Annotated in this window: 11 protein-coding genes and 1 pseudogene; 10 read left to right on the top strand and 2 right to left on the bottom strand. The window is 69.5% G+C overall.

All coding sequences use genetic code 11. The annotated features are described in order from the left end of the window. Positions 1-16: 16 nt before the first annotated feature. The 6 genes and pseudogenes from ACZ6ZQ_RS29970 to ACZ6ZQ_RS29945 all read left to right on the top strand — a co-directional run. A pseudogene (locus ACZ6ZQ_RS29970) lies at positions 17-1,493 on the top strand (polysaccharide lyase family 8 super-sandwich domain-containing protein); the annotation flags it as partial. Between the two features lie 213 nt (positions 1,494-1,706). Next, positions 1,707-2,930: a 4-hydroxybenzoate 3-monooxygenase gene (locus ACZ6ZQ_RS29965; protein ID WP_469771642.1), complete on the top strand. Its 1,224-nt coding sequence runs from the start codon at positions 1,707-1,709 to the stop codon at positions 2,928-2,930. 271 nt (positions 2,931-3,201) lie between these two features. Next, positions 3,202-5,232, top strand: a complete 2,031-nt coding sequence (locus ACZ6ZQ_RS29960) for a transglycosylase domain-containing protein (RefSeq protein WP_469771641.1) — start codon at positions 3,202-3,204, stop codon at positions 5,230-5,232. 460 nt (positions 5,233-5,692) lie between these two features. After that, positions 5,693-5,893 (top strand): hypothetical protein, encoded by a 201-nt coding sequence (locus ACZ6ZQ_RS29955; RefSeq protein WP_469771640.1) that lies wholly within the window; start codon positions 5,693-5,695, stop codon positions 5,891-5,893. A 129-nt stretch (positions 5,894-6,022) separates the two neighbouring features. Then, positions 6,023-7,249: an MFS transporter gene (locus ACZ6ZQ_RS29950; RefSeq protein ID WP_469771639.1), complete on the top strand. Its 1,227-nt coding sequence runs from the start codon at positions 6,023-6,025 to the stop codon at positions 7,247-7,249. Between the two features lie 811 nt (positions 7,250-8,060). Continuing rightward, complete coding sequence (locus ACZ6ZQ_RS29945) at positions 8,061-8,792, top strand: DUF1775 domain-containing protein (RefSeq protein WP_469771638.1); 732 nt, start codon at positions 8,061-8,063, stop codon at positions 8,790-8,792. Positions 8,793-9,030: 238 nt separating this feature from the next. Here the strand turns inward: ACZ6ZQ_RS29945 and ACZ6ZQ_RS29940 are convergent, their stop codons facing one another. Continuing rightward, entirely contained in the window at positions 9,031-9,615 is a 585-nt protein-coding gene (locus tag ACZ6ZQ_RS29940) for a histidine phosphatase family protein (RefSeq protein WP_469771637.1), read from the bottom strand. Between the two features lie 295 nt (positions 9,616-9,910). Here ACZ6ZQ_RS29940 and ACZ6ZQ_RS29935 point away from each other — a divergent pair, with 295 nt between their 5' ends. From ACZ6ZQ_RS29935 to ACZ6ZQ_RS29925, 3 genes are all read left to right on the top strand, one after another. Continuing rightward, positions 9,911-10,138 (top strand): CbtB domain-containing protein, encoded by a 228-nt coding sequence (locus ACZ6ZQ_RS29935; RefSeq protein ID WP_469771636.1) that lies wholly within the window; start codon positions 9,911-9,913, stop codon positions 10,136-10,138. Between the two features lie 12 nt (positions 10,139-10,150). Then, complete coding sequence (locus ACZ6ZQ_RS29930; RefSeq protein ID WP_469771635.1) at positions 10,151-10,963, top strand: CbtA family protein; 813 nt, start codon at positions 10,151-10,153, stop codon at positions 10,961-10,963. Between the two features lie 136 nt (positions 10,964-11,099). Beyond that, a complete protein-coding gene (locus tag ACZ6ZQ_RS29925) occupies positions 11,100-12,056 on the top strand; it encodes an aldo/keto reductase (RefSeq protein ID WP_469771634.1) in 957 nt (318 codons plus the stop codon). A 198-nt stretch (positions 12,057-12,254) separates the two neighbouring features. Here ACZ6ZQ_RS29925 and dnaN read toward each other — a convergent pair whose 3' ends face one another. After that, positions 12,255-13,412 carry a DNA polymerase III subunit beta gene (gene dnaN, locus ACZ6ZQ_RS29920; protein WP_469771633.1) on the bottom strand — a complete coding sequence of 386 codons (1,158 nt, stop codon included), beginning with the start codon at positions 13,410-13,412 and terminating at the stop codon, positions 12,255-12,257. Between the two features lie 288 nt (positions 13,413-13,700). On the opposite strand from dnaN, the gene ACZ6ZQ_RS29915 reads away from it, so the two are divergent. Next, positions 13,701-14,441: a class I SAM-dependent DNA methyltransferase gene (locus ACZ6ZQ_RS29915; protein ID WP_469771632.1), complete on the top strand. Its 741-nt coding sequence runs from the start codon at positions 13,701-13,703 to the stop codon at positions 14,439-14,441. Positions 14,442-14,457 lie beyond the last annotated feature (16 nt).

Raw genomic sequence — 14,457 nt, 5'->3', positions numbered from 1 at the left:
GGCCGGCGGGGCGGTGGTCCTGCTCCACGATCACCTGACCCCGGAACAACTCGCCACCTACGGCGCCGCCGTGGACGCGTACGTACCCGATTCGGCGGTGGCGAAGTACACCGGCACCAGCACCGGAGCCAACCGCGTCGACCTGTGCCGGGTGCTCATTCTGCGCGGCATCGTCGGCGACAACGCGGCGAAGGTCGTCGTCGGCCGGGACGCGCTGTCGCCCGTCTTCCCGTACGTCACCACCGGCGACGGCTTCTACTCCGACGGCTCGTTCATCCAGCACACGAACATCCCCTACATCGGCGGCTACGGCGCGGTGCTCAACGACGGTCTGGGCCGGCTGTTCGCGCTGCTGCGCGGTTCCGACCGGCAGGTCGACGATCCGGGCAGCCAGCTCTTCCTCGACACCATGAGAAGGCGATCGCGCCCTTCATCTACAACGGGCTGATGATGGACAACGTCTCCCGCCGGGGCATCAGCCGCGGGCTGACCGCGTCCGACCCCTTCCGGCTCGCCCAGGACGACCACACCCGCGCCCATGGAGTGATGGCCTCCATAGTTCTCCTCGGCCAGGGGGCCAGCCCGGCGGAGGAAGCGCGCTGGAGGGCCATGGTCAAGGGCTGGCTGCGGCGCGACTACTACGGCCCTGCGAGTACGGAACCGCCGGCCAGCATCTGCAGGGCGTCACCAGCACCATGCAGGCCAAGAAGTCGTGGTTCTTCCTCGACGACTCCATAGTCTGCCTGGGCGCGGGCATCACCTCCGCGGACGGCGTCGGCGTCGAGACCGTCGTCGACAACCGCAACCTGGGCGCCCTGGGGACCGCCGCCCTGAGCATCGACGGCATCCGCCAGCCCGGAACCCAGGGCTGGACGGCCACCCGGACGCACACCCGCTGGGCGCACATCGCCGGCCATGCCGGCTATGTCCTCCCCGGTGGCGCCGACGTCACCGCCCTGCGCGAGGAGCGCACCGGCGCCTGGAAGGACATCAACGCCGGCAGCTCACCCCAGCGGTTCACGCGCCGCTATCTGACGCTCTGGCAGGACCACGGCACGGACCCGCAGGGAGCCTCGTACGCATACATCCTGATGCCCGGTGCGAGCGAGCAGCACACCATGGCACGGGCCATGGACGGCGACTGGCTGCAGATCCTCGTCAACGACGCCGACCAGCAGGGAGTCCGCGTCCCTTCGCGTGGCTTCACCGGCATCAACTTCTGGAGTGCCGGCACGGTCGGCAAGGTCACGGCGAGCGCACCCGTGAGCGTGCAGATCCGTGAACGGCGCGATGGCACGGCGACCATCTCGGTCGCGGACCCCTCGCGCAGCGTCCAGGGTCTCAGCCTCACCTGGAAGCGCCGGGTCGCATCGGTGCTCTCCACGGCGCCTTCCGTGACCGCGACCGGGACCGGTTCCGCCCTCACCGTCACCTTCGGCGATCTCAGCGGCAGTTACGGCGCCACCCACACGGTCAGGGTGCGCACGGCCTGACATCGCACCACCACCGCTCCTTTGCCAGGCCGGGTTTCCGCACACGCATGTAGCAGGAGCCCGGCCCGGGCACCGACATCAGCGCGTACACGTACGGCCCGTGCATGCGAATGCGAGCTACGCGATCAGCGGCGGTCAATTGACCGTGACCACGGGAAGCGGACCCACGGGAAGCCGACCCATCTGCTGATGGAGCGCCGTCATAATGCCCGGATGACTGACGCCTCCTCACACTCCACCTCGGTCTCGAAGCAGCGCACCCGCGTGGTCGTCGTGGGTGCGGGCCCCGCCGGTCTCACAGTCGCCAACATTCTGCGTGCCGCGTCCGTGGACTGTGTGCTGCTGGAGACGGAGAGCAGAGACTTCATCGAGCAGCGGCCCCGAGCGGGCTTCATCGAGGAGTGGGCGGTGCGTGCCCTTGAACGGCGTGGCCTCGCCGACCGGTTGCTGGAACACGCCCAGACGCACAGCGAGTTCGAAGTCCGGTTCATGGGCGAGCGCCATCGGTTCGGGTACGCCGAGCTGTCGGGGCGCCATCACTTCGTCTATCCACAGCCGCTGCTGGTGAAGGATCTGGTCCGGGCATACGCGGACGACGCGGGCGGCGACGTCCGCTTCGGCGTACGCGATGTGGAGCCGCACGCCATCGATACGGGTCGGCCCTCGGTGTCGTACACCGACCCGGAGTCGGGCGAGCGAGTGTCGATCGACTGCGATGTCGTCGCGGGCTGTGACGGCGCACGCGGGGTGACGCGCACCTGCCTGCCGCCGCAGCACACGACCCTCGCCCGGCATGACTACGGAGTCGGCTGGCTGGCTCTCCTCGCCGAGGCGCCGCCGTCCAGTGACTGCGTCGTCTTCGGTGTCCATCCACGCGGCTTCGCCGGCCACATGGCCCGAAGCCCGCAGATCACCCGCTACTACCTCGAGTGCCCGCCCGGCGACGACCCGGAGAACTGGCCGCACGAGCGGGTGTGGGCCGAACTCCGCGTCCGGCTGGCGGCGGACGGGGCGCCGCCGCTCACCGAGGGCCGGCTGATCGAGAGACGAGTGCTGGACATGCACAACTACGTCGTGGAGCCCATGGCCTACGGACGGCTCTGCCTGGCGGGCGACGCCGCCCACCTCTCCGCGCCGATCGCCGCGAAAGGCATGAACCTCGCACTGCACGACGCGATGCTGCTCGGCGACGCACTCGTCGCCTCCCTTCGTGACGGCGACGACAGTGGCCTGCGCGGCTACTCGGCGGCCTGCCTGCGGCAGGCATGGCAGTACCAGGAGTTCTCGCAATGGCTCTCGGAAGTGCTGCACGGGCCCTCGTCGGGCGATCCCTTCCGGGCGGGTTGTGCGACGGCCCGGCTGCGGCGGCTCTTCGAATCGCCCGCCGCTGCGGAGGCTTTTGCCGAGCTGTACATCGGTAGGGACCCTGATTGCTGACACGGCCGGCCCGGTCCATGGACGCAGTGTGTCGGTGGGCCGACGGGGCGATGGGCCGATCGGTCGATGGGTCGGGAGGGGTGGGGGTTGTGGCGCGTTGGTGAGTCCGTAGCGGTGAGAGGCGAATCGCCGCTGTCGGGTTCCCTGTCGGCGGCGTGCTTTCTTTCACACAGAAGTGAGACAACGCGGCGGAGCCGCAGCGCGTATTGCTCGGAGAGATCCGCGTCGCGCCGATGGTGCGCGCGGGGCATGACCGAGGAGCAGCCGCACCATGAGCGAAGAGAAGCCTCCATCCCGTTCACGCCGCAGGCGAGGCAGCAAGCGCCCGCGTCTGATCGACTACCCCCGGCGTGGCAGACGCGGGGTCCGCCGCTGGCTCCCGTCGTGGCGGCTGCTGCTCGGCACCTTCGTGACTGTCTTCGGCGCTCTGCTGGGGCTGTTCGCCCTCGTCTACGCCTATGTCGACATTCCCAGCGAGCGGGCCGCGGCGAGCCAGGAGGCCAATGTCTACTACTGGTCCGACGGCAGTCAGATGGTGAGTGTGGGCGCCGTGAACCGGCAGAACGTGCCCTTGTCCACGGTGCCCGTCCCGGTCCGCAATGCCGCGATAGCGGCCGAGAACGCCGGCTTCTACACCGACTCCGGTGTCTCGTTCACGGGTCTCGGCCGTGCCGTCGCCAACATGGCCCGGGGCCAGGAGACCCAGGGCGGCTCCACCATCACCCAGCAGTATGTGAAGAACACGTATCTGACTCAGGAGCAGACACTCTCCCGCAAGGTGCAGGAGTTCTGCATCGCGCTGAAGATGGACAGCCAGAAGTCGAAGGACGAGATCCTCCAGGGCTACCTCAACACCAGTTGGTTCGGCCGCGGCGCCTACGGCATCCAAGCCGCGTCCAACGCCTATTACGGAGTCGGCGTCGACAAGCTGAATCCCAGCCAGGGCGCCTTTCTCGCCGCACTGCTGAAGGGCGGCAACGAATACGATCCCGCGCTCGGGGCGGGCAACCGGAAACGTGCGGTCGAGCGCTGGTCCTGGATTCTGGACCGCCAGGTCGACCTGGGCATGATGAAGGAGCAGGAGCGCGCGAAGTACACGTCGTTCCCCGAGCCCCGCAAACAGTCCATGTCCACGAATCTGAGCGGCCAGACCGGCTACCTCGTCGACCTTGCCAAGCGGTACGTCAAGAAGCAGTCCAGCCTCACCGACGCCGACCTCGACCGAGGCGGCTACCAGATCCACACCACGTTCGACAAGGACGCGGTGGCCCAGCTCGAACGTTCCGTCAAGGGTGTCCTCGCCCAGCACATCGACCCGAAGACCCGCAAGGAGGACCGGCACGTCGAGGTCGGCGCGGCGTCCGTGCGGCCGGACGACGGGGCCATCGTCGCGATCTACGGGGGCGCCGACGCGACCCGGCACTTCACCAACAATGCCGACACCTCGGGTGTCCCCGCGGGTTCGGTCTTCAAGCCGTTCGTCCTCGCCGCCGCGCTCCAGAACGGTGTTGTGGCCGAGGACGGCTCCGCACAGATCGTGACCACCGAGAGCTTCTACGACGAGACCGGCACACTGTCCACAGGGCTGCCACCGGTGCGCGGACCGGACAACTTCGTGTCCCCCCTGGCCTCGTCCGCCCGCTACACCACCTTGCGCGGGGCGATGGTGACCTCCGCCAACACGCCGTTCCTGCAGCTGGGCGCGGACACGGGTCTGCAGCGGGTCGAGAACATGGCCGTGGCAGCCGGAATGCTCAAGAGCAGCATGGCCCCCCGCAACAAGGAGTTCCCCCTCGGTACCTCCTCGCCGAGCGCGATTCGGGTGGCCGGCTCGTACGCGACGTTCGCCGGCGACGGGGTACGCCACGAGCCGTACTCGGTGACCAAAGTGCTGCGGGGCAACGAGCCGGTCAGCGGACTTGAGCGGCCGCCGGCGCGGCGTGTCATGGACCCGGCGGTGGCGCTCGATATCACCTCCGTCCTCCAGGACGCGGCAATAAACACCCCGGCCGCACCGGCGGCGAGGAAGGTGGGCCGCTTCGCGGCGGCCTCCACCGGCCGCAACGACACACAGCGGGCCGCGTGGTTCGCGGGCTACACGCAGAAGCTGTCGACAGCGGTGACGATGTTCCGGTCCCAGCCCGGCAAACCTCTGCTGCCCATGGGCGGCACGGGCGGCGACGACTCAGTGCGGGGAAGTGTCTTCCCGGCGCAGATCTGGTCCGACTACACAACGACGGTCTTGCCCGCCGAGCCCTCCACGGACCTGCCGACGCCGGCCCCGACGGAGACCGGAGGCTGACCCCAACCACCCTGTGGCGCACCTTGGCTATCTCTGCGAGGCGCTTGCCGATTACTGCAGTTGCGGTGGAGGGCGTGGTGGCGGAAATCCCTGGGGGCATGCCGTAGGCGGCGTTGAAAGGCACGGCTGAAGTGGGCCGGGTCCGTGAAGCCCCATCGGGCCGCGACGGCCCGGACGGGGCGCAGGCGCAGGCGAGGGTTGCTGAGGTCGCGGCGGCAGGGTTCCCGCGGGCCGACCAGTGTGGCCTGCACGTTCGCGCGTTTCGGCGTACGTGATCGCCACCGCAGAAGACCGGTTGTTGTTGACCGAGGCTTTCTGACGCATCGCCAGTTTCTGCGCCAGAGTTGTGCCCTGCCCGGCGGGGGCATCGACCGGGTGAGCAACCCCGCGAGGCACCGGTCCTGAGCTTCTCGACGCCTGCCTCGTGGACGCGCGGGCCTGTACGGCTTACCGGCTCGGGGTGAACTGGCATCTGGTGGGACTCTTCTACGCCGTCGAGTTCACACCCGGCCCTCTGACGGTCACCATGGCTGACGACTCGACCTCCGTTGCCGCTTGGATACCGTTGACCGGGCTGGAGGACTCGATGTTGTCCCCGGCGGCGATCCACGGTCTGGCGATGATCGGCGCGGGGAAGGTGCGTTCCGTGGCGACTCGCTGAAGTGGGGACCGTGCCCGCTTCGGCGCCGAGCCGCGTGGCACACCGGCGCGTGCGTCCGTACGTGCACGATGGCGCCGTGCTGCGTCGCGCCGGGCGCCGCCCACGGATCGTCACTCGTATCGTGCGGGCGTGATCGTTCGCAGGGTCGGTACGGGCGCGGGAGACCGAGTAAGGGCAGGCGGGGGAGGGAAGCTCGGGTACCGGGCGGCGGCCGCGGTGTTCGCCGTCGGCATGGCCGGGACGACGCTGCCCACCCCCCTGTACGGCCTCTACCAGGAGAAGATCGGCTTCTCGGAGCTGATGGTGACGGTCATCTTCGCCGTGTACGCGATCGCGGTCATCACAGCCCTTCTGGTGGCAGGGAACTACTCCGACGCGGTGGGCCGCAGGCCCGTCCTGCTGGCGGCCATGGGCTTCTCGGCCGCGAGCGCGTGCTGCTTCCTCCTGGAGAGCGGTCTGCCGCTGCTCTTCGCGGGACGGCTGTTGTCGGGTTTCGCTGCAGGGTTGCTGAGCGGTGCGGCGACGGCGGCCGTCATCGAGCTCGCCGGGCCGGGGAAGAAGGCGCGCGCCGGATTCGCGGCCACCGCCGCGAACATGGGCGGACTGGGTTGCGGGCCACTGCTGTCGGGGCTGCTCGCGCAGTACGCGCCCTGGCCTCTGATGCTGACGTTCTGGGTCCACCTGGCCCTGGTGGCGGTGGCCTCTGTGACGACCTGGCTGCTGCCCGAGACCGTCCAGGACCCGCAGCGATGGCCGCCGTTGAGCCCACAAGGCGTATCCGTGCCGCCCGAGGTGAAGGGCGTGTTCGTGCCCTCGTCGGTGGCGGCGTTCGCCGGTTTCGCACTGCTGGGCCTCTTCACCGCGGTGGCGCCGAGCTTTGTCGCGATGACCCTGGACGTCCACAATCTGGCGGTCACGGGGGCCGTCGTCTTCTCCGTGTTCCTCGCCTCGACGATCGGACAGTCACTGACGGGGAAGATCGGTGCACGCCGTGCGCTCCCCGTCGGCTGCGGCGTTCTGGTCGTCGGACTCATGCTGGTGGCCTCGTCGCTGATCGCTCAGTCGCTGCCCCTGCTCGTCATGGGTGCCCTGTTCGGAGGCACGGGGCAGGGCCTTGCCTTCCGCGGCGCGCTGAGCCTCGTCAGCGGCGTGGCCCCGGAACGGCACCGAGGCGGGACCATCTCGGCGTTCTTCGTCGTCGCCTACGCCGGTATCTCCCTGCCGGTGGTGGGTGTGGGCGCCATGGCCATGTGGCTCGGGTTGCGCGGGGCGGGGCTGGTGTTCGCCGGCTGTGTGATCGTGGTCGCCGCCTGCGCGGGCACGTATGCGGCACTCCGCCCGCCTCCCGGTCAGTGAGCGGGAAGCTCTCGCCAGGTCGGGCAGTCCGAGCAACCGGCGCGCGAGATACGTATCGGAGGCTTGTGACAGTGCTTCAGGGCCGACGCATGGATGATGAGCACGGCATGATCGCGACCAAGGGTTCCGTGAGCTGCGCCGCACCGCCTGAAGGACTGTGCGGGCGGTTCCTGCGGGCTGGACTGTTCGCGGTGATCAGTGGGGCCCTGGCCACGGCCGGCCACCATCTGGCTTCCGAGGATCCCGTGCCCTGGACGCGTCTGTCAGGGGCGACGGCGGCCGTCTTTCTCGCCGCTCTCGTCGGTGCACGGCGAAACCGCGCGCTTCCGTCCGTGGTGATCGCGACGCCGGCCGCCCAGGCGGTGCTGCATCGCGGGTTGTCGGTGCCGGCGACGTCTCAGGGCAGCCATGAGGTCCACCTGGCAGCCGACACGGAAAATGCCGCCCACCACGGCCCGTCGTTGATGCTGCTCGTGCATGTTCTGGCCGCTGTGACCGTCGCGGCTCTGATGCACCGTGCCGACGCCCGCCTGTCCGCGTTGCCGGTCATCCTGAGCCGGCTGGCACGGTCGGCCGCCGTATCACTCGCCGTTGGGACCGGACGACGGCGCTTGCGGCCTGCGGTGCCCAGGCCGTGCACCGACGGGGTGCCGCTCGGCGCCCGTGACTTTCTCCCCGTACAGGCTCGACTCGTTCATGTTCTGGTGCGCAGGGGTCCGCCGAGGGTGCGTTCCGCATCCCTCGTCCTGTCGTCAGCGGACCGTGTCGGTACTCGACCGCTCCGCGCTGCACCGAAACGAGTCACACCACCATGAACAGAACACGACTGTCTCTCAACACCCTTCGTCTGACCACCGCTTCACTCACCGCGCTGATCGCTGTCGTCGCCGGAGCCACCACCGCTGCCGCGCACGCCGAAGTGACCGCCTCTGACGCCCGTGCGCTCGCCGAGAACGTCACCCTGACCTTCACCTCCGAGGCCGAGTCGGACACCGCCGGCATCAAGGAGCTGCGAGTCGTCCTGCCGGAGGGCATCGCACCGTCCGCCGTGGTGATGAAGGACGTGCCCAAGGGCTGGACGTTCACCCCGACCGCCGACGGCTACACCGTGGGCGGCGCCGCGCTGAAGACCGGCGTGGACGCGGAGTACAGGATCGTCGTCCGCCAGCTGCCGGATGCGAAGTCTCTGGTCTTCAAGACCCTCGAGACGTACGGCGACGGCAAGGTCGCGCGCTGGATCGAGGTGCCCAGCGGCGGCGCTGAGGCGGAGAACCCGGCTCCGATGCTGGAACTGAAACCGGCCGCTCCCGGAGCCAAGCCCATCGCGCCGAGCCCGGCTCCCACTCCGGAGGACAGCTCAGCCTCCGCGCCGCCACCGGTGGCCGCACCGGCGCCGGCGAGCAGGGCCACCTCTGAGCGGACTGCCGCCGAGAAGAGCGACAGCGGCAGCAGCGGCGTGGTGATCGGCGCGATCGCAGCCGTCGTGGTGCTCGGCGCCGGTGCGGTCGTCCGGTTCAAGCGCCGCAGCGGACCAGCGGTGTAGGCCCCGGCGGGCGGGGGGCACGGAGCGCGCCCGCTCCCTGCTCCCCGCTCTCTCTTTGTCGGCTCCGCCAAGCGTCGTCATCCATGGGTGGTTGCTGCTTCCGGTGGGAAGGACTGGTGACTTCAGGGCTGACCGGGGGCAGCGCCCATGGCTCCAGCGTGCCGCTGCAGAGTTCGGTGCGACACCACCGTCGGGGTGTGACGTGCCGGGACACCGCCCCGGAGTGCGCCGCCCGACCTCATAGGTCGCCTGCCTGCGCCTCCAGGGGAAAGCCGCTTCGGACATTCCACCGCTGGGCCCGGCCGCTGAGTTCGGTGGCTGTGAGGGGGCGGACGTCCAGCCGCCAGAATGTCTGGTCGGGTGCCGACAGGGCGTGGATCACGGCGGCGCGGATCACGTCCGGTTCCGCGACGGTGACGATGCGCCCGGCCCGGCTGTGCAGGGTGTCGAGCCATGCGCCGACCCGGATGCGTACGTCCCGCAGTGATTCGCCGCCATGGGGCGCGGAGGTCGGGTCGCCCAGCCAAAGGGCCACGGCTTCCTCTTCGGCGGCCGCGACGGCGTCCAGCGTCTGTCCTCGCCAGCGCCCCATGGCGCAGGCGGCGAGGTCGGTCAGCGGTTCGGCGTCGAGCCCGAGGGCCTGGGCGGTCCGGCGGCAGCGCAGGGACGGCGACATGTAGGCGTGAGTGGCCGGGGCGAGTGCGCCCGCGGCGGCCTCGGCGCGCGCGATTCCCGCCGGGTCGAGAGAGCTGTCGTCGTCGAACCGGACGTCCCGCAGTGCTTCGCTCGTCGCGGGGGAGATCAGAGTGACACGTACTGTCATCGGTTCCTTCGGTGTCCCGCCGCTCGGTAGTTGTCAGGCGCACCCTATCGATGGGGGGCGTGCGGGAGTGATACGGGACTCACGCTCTTGGCTGGAAGTCCGTCGCGCGGTACGGTCGCGTCGACATTTCAACAACGTGACGACGGCGAGACGGAAGTCCGGTGAGAATCCGGCACGGTCGCGCCACTGTATGCCGCAGCGGTATCCCGGAAGGGGTTGCGCCGCGGCGAGTCAGACCCGTGGGCCGTCGTCCTGCACCACCGTATGGGACGCGTGTTCCCGAGGAGGTTCCATCATGGCCGAGGCCCTCGTCTCCGCTGCCGTATCCACCCCTTCCGTTCCTGTGCCGGCTCCTCTGCCCGTGCGTGCGGTTCTGCCCTGGGCGGTGTTCGTCGGCCTTCTGGCGCTGATCGCGCTGTACTTCGTCGGTGCCGAACAGGGCGCCACGTCCGTGTTCGCCGGTGCCGACGTACACGAGTGGGTGCACGACGGACGTCATCTGCTCGGCTTCCCCTGCCACTGAGAGGCGACGCACGTGTACGCCTCAACTGTCAGAGGTCTGCTGGTCCGTGGCATGCTCGCGGGCCTGATCGCCGGACTCTTCGCCTTCGCCGTGGCCTATGTGGTGGGTGAGCCCGCCGTGGACGGCTCGATCGCGGTGGAGGAGGCCCAGGCCGCCCAGGAGGCTCATGCCGGGCACGGCGGCGCCGCACCCGGGGAAGCGGCCGAGGAGGAAGAGGAACTGGTCAGCCGCTCCCTGCAATCGACCGCCGGTCTCGCCACCGGCGTTCTCGTGTACGGGGTCGCGCTGGGCGGCATCGCCTCCCTGGCGTTCTCCTTCCTTCTGGGACGTGTGGGCCGGTTCAGCCCACGGGCGACCGCGGCGCTCCTGGCGGCGGCAGCCTTCACCACCGTCTATCTGGTGCCGTTCCTGAAATACCCGGCCACCCCGCCGGCGGTCGGCAACCCGGACACGATCGGGAAGCGCACCACGCTGTTCTTCCTGATGATCCTGCTCAGTGTGCTGCTCGGCATCGCAGCGGTCATCGCCGGGCGGCGGCTGGCACCGCGTCTGGGCAACTGGAACGCGACGCTGGTCGCCGGTGCGGGCTTCATCGCCGTCATGGCTGTCGCGTTCGTGTTCCTGCCTGCGAACGACGACGCGGTCAAGGCCGGTTTCCCCGCAGCCCTGTTGTGGGAGTTCAGGGTTGCGGCGGTCGCTGTCCAAGTCGCGCTGTGGACGGTCTTCGGGGTCGTCTTCGGCGCTCTGGCGCAGCGCCTGCCGGCCCTGCGCACGGTCGGCGCCGAAGCTGCGCCGGCGGAGCAGGGCGCGCCCGCTCTCGGCTGACCCGCGCACAAGGCCGGCCACGGCTCGACACACCAGGCCCCGCCGCCCCCTCGGGGTAACGGCGGGGCACTGTCGTATCCTGCCCGGCCGCCACCCTGCACACGGGCACCGGTCGCGGCCCCCGTAGGGTGACGCCGTGACGACGAGCAAGGGCACGAGTGGCGGACACCTGGTGTACGGGTGCATGGGACTGGGCGGGACCTGGGAGCCCGGTCCGTACGGGGCTGCGGACATCGCCGCGGCCGAGGCGGCGGTCGCCGCGGCCCTGGAGATCGGTGTCACCACGTTCGACCACGCCGACATCTACCGCCATGGCAAGGCCGAGGCGGTCTTCGGCGAGATCCTGGCCCGCACACCGGGGCTGCGAGAACGCATCGTCCTGCAGACCAAGTGCGGTATCCGCCTCCCCGACGGCGAGCGTCCCGGCATCTACGACCTGCGCGGGCACACCATCGCACGTCGGGTGGAGGAGAGCCTGACCCGGCTGCGCACCGACGTCATCGACGTGCTCCTCCTGCACCGGCCGGACCCGCTCGCCGACCCCGACGACGTGGCCGAGGCACTGACGTCCCTGCACCGGCAGGGGCTGGTGCGGCGCTTCGGCGTCTCGAACATGGCGGGCGAGCAGATCGCGCCGCTGCTGGCCCGCCTCGACGTGCCCCTGGTCGCCAACCAGCTGGAGATGAGCCTCCAGCGCCGCGACTGGCTCGAAGCGGGCGTCTTGGTGAACACCCCCGCGGCGGCGGCCAACGGCTTCCCGCTGGGTACCCTCGAATACTGCCGCGCGAACGGCATCGAACTCCAGGCGTGGGGCGCGCTGGCCCAGGGCCGCTTCACGGGCCGCGAGGAGACGCCGCAGGAGCGGGCCACCGCGGAGCTGATCGCGTCGTTGGCGGAGAAGAAGAACACCACTCCGGAATCCGTCCTGCTGTGGTGGCTGCGGCGCCACCCCGCCCGCATCGCCCCGGTCATCGGCAGCATCCACACCGATCGCATCCGCGCCTGCCGCGACGCGGCTCAGCGGGAGCCGGACCTCTCACACGAGGAGTGGTACGACCTCTGGCTGACGGCGCGCGGTGTGCCGCTGCCCTGAGGGTCGTTCCCGAGGAGGCCATGGAGACCGTCTGCGACTGCCCGCCTTCCCGGCGTTCGCGGTGCCGGTCGGCCGGTCGGCCGGGCGGTCGGCCGGCCGACCGGCACGGCTGCACGAACCTGCGCCTGCCACCGGTGGGGTGCAAGAGAACCAACAGCCGCGAGAGACGGACACGGCTGTGGCAACCCGTCCGGTCAGTCAGCTCAGCTGTCGCACCGACATCAGCAGATGCTGATGATCTTCGCGTGTTGCCTCATCCGCACCCGGTACGCCGCTGAGCAGTGCCCGCTGCCCCGGGCCCAACAGTTCGAAGCACACCTGAGAGGCGCTGAAGGAGTTGAGGGCTTCCAGCAGGTACGCCGGATTGAAGGCGACCGCCATGTCATCGGCACCTGTCAAGGTGGCTGTGAGCTGCTGCGAAGCGATGTCGTCCTCGTACCCTGCCTGGAGGAGGACCGTCCCCTGGGCGGAGAAGTCGAGCCGGATCGGGCTGTTCGGTTCCGCGACGACCGCGACACGTCGGACCGCGTCGGCGAGAGGCTCCCGCTGGGTGACGGCGACTGCCGGGCTGTCCAGTGTGAACAGCTTGTCGTAACGAGGCAGTCGCCCTTCCAGCAACCGCAGTGTCGTGTGCATACCGGCTCCCTCGAAAGCGATCAAGCCACCACCCGAGCCCCCCGAGCCCCCCGCATCACTTGAGGCGTTCAGCCCGATACGGATCGGTCCGGACTTCGCCAGCGAGCGGGAGACCTCGGTCAGCCTGCGCCCTGGCACCACCACCTCCACGATCTCGGAACCCGCCCCCTCAGGCTTCCACGGCACCGAACGCACGGCATACCGATAGCGGTCCGACGCGGCCAGAGTCATCGAATCGCCGTCCAGCCGGACCCCGACTCCCGTGAGCACCGGAAGGGAGTCGTCACGGCCCGCAGCGATCACCACCTGGGCAACCGCCGCCGCGAGCGCTGCCGAATCCACCGTGCCGCGAAGAGCCGGGAGTTCGGGCAGCTTCGGATACTCCTCCCTGGGCAGCGTCGACAGCCCGAAGCGCGTGCCGCCGCCTTCGATCGTGAACCGCGCGCCTTCCAACGAGCATGCCACTGTCGTATCGGGCAGCACCCGGCAAATGTCGAGCAGCCTGCGCCCCAGCACGAGTACCTGGCCGGACTCCGCCGTCTCCGCCGGTACCTCGATGTTCGCGGACACCTCGTAGTCGAAGCCCGAGATACGAAGCCGCCGCTCTTCGGCGGTCAGGAGCAGGCCGCCCAGTACGGGCACAGGCGAACGTGCGGGCAGCGAACGGGCCGCCCATGCCACTGCCTCTGCGAGAGCGCCTCTCTCGATCCGGAACTCCATGCGTGCATTCCCCATCCCGTCAGGCCAGTTGGTCCGCGCACGCTATACGCCGCCACTGACAACCGTTCCTGACGCCGGAGGCACACCGAAGGGATGCGTCACAGGCTCGCGTCGCGGTGGGTGGGGCGGCCGTCGAGGACCGTGAGCAGCACGGGCAGATCGGGCAGGTCGGTGGCGGAGGTGGTGAGCGGATTGCCGGCGAGGACCGTGAGGTCGGCGCGATGGCCGGCTGCAGTGACCCGCGAAAGTTGCGGGCACTGCAGCGGTCCTTCGCAGTACGGTCGTGCGATGGGTGATGGGGACGGCTACTTCGGAGCGAGTGTCGCGGCGACGTACGACGAGTCGTCAGCGGACATGTTCGAGCCGCGCGTCGTAGACCCGGCTGTCGGTGTCCTGGCGGGACTGGCCGGTGGTGGCCGGGCTCTTGAGCTGGGTGTTGGGACAGGACGCATCGCGTTGCCGCTGGCACGCCATGGAGTCCCGGTCCACGGCATCGATATGTCACGGGCGATGGTTGCCCGGCTGCGTGCCAAGCCGGGCGGTGACGCGATCGGCGTGACGATCGGCGACTTCTCGACGACGAGGGTGGACGGGACGTTCTCCGTCGCATACCTGGTCTTCAACACGATCATGAATCTGACGACACAGGCGGCGCAGGTGGCCTGCTTCCGCAACGTCGCGGCTCACCTCGACCCTGGAGGCTGTTTCGTCGTCGAGGTCATGATTCCCGAGTTGCGAAGACTCCCTGCTGGTCAGAACGTTGTGCCGTTCCATGTCAGCCCGACGCGGTGGGCTTTCGACGCCTACGACGTCGCCACGCAGGCGATGAGCTCGAACTACGTCGAGGTCGTCGACGGCCGCGGTGAGTACAGGTCGATTCCATTCCGGTACGTGTGGCCGGCGGAACTCGACCTGATGGCCCAGCTGGCCGGGCTGCGGCTGCGCGAGCGGTGGGACGGATGGACGGGGGCGCCTTTCACGAGCGAGAGCCGCCGGCACGTCTCGGTGTGGGAGAAGCCAACTGATTGACCGCGGCACTGCTCGA

It is taken from the genome of Streptomyces sp. NPDC053673 (assembly GCF_055585225.1).
This window is presented reverse-complemented; position numbering and strand designations above follow the sequence as displayed.

Excerpts from the sequence above, each read along its gene's own strand:
- ACZ6ZQ_RS29965 (WP_469771642.1), top strand. The coding sequence starts at position 1,707 with ATGACTGACGCCTCCTCACACTCCACCTCGGTCTCGAAGCAGCGCACC.
- ACZ6ZQ_RS29960 (WP_469771641.1), top strand. The coding sequence starts at position 3,202 with ATGAGCGAAGAGAAGCCTCCATCCCGTTCACGCCGCAGGCGAGGCAGC.
- ACZ6ZQ_RS29945 (WP_469771638.1), top strand. The coding sequence starts at position 8,061 with ATGAACAGAACACGACTGTCTCTCAACACCCTTCGTCTGACCACCGCT.
- ACZ6ZQ_RS29940 (WP_469771637.1), bottom strand. The coding sequence starts at position 9,615 with ATGACAGTACGTGTCACTCTGATCTCCCCCGCGACGAGCGAAGCACTG.
- ACZ6ZQ_RS29935 (WP_469771636.1), top strand. The coding sequence starts at position 9,911 with ATGGCCGAGGCCCTCGTCTCCGCTGCCGTATCCACCCCTTCCGTTCCT.
- dnaN (WP_469771633.1), bottom strand. The coding sequence starts at position 13,412 with ATGGAGTTCCGGATCGAGAGAGGCGCTCTCGCAGAGGCAGTGGCATGG.
- ACZ6ZQ_RS29915 (WP_469771632.1), top strand. The coding sequence starts at position 13,701 with ATGGGTGATGGGGACGGCTACTTCGGAGCGAGTGTCGCGGCGACGTAC.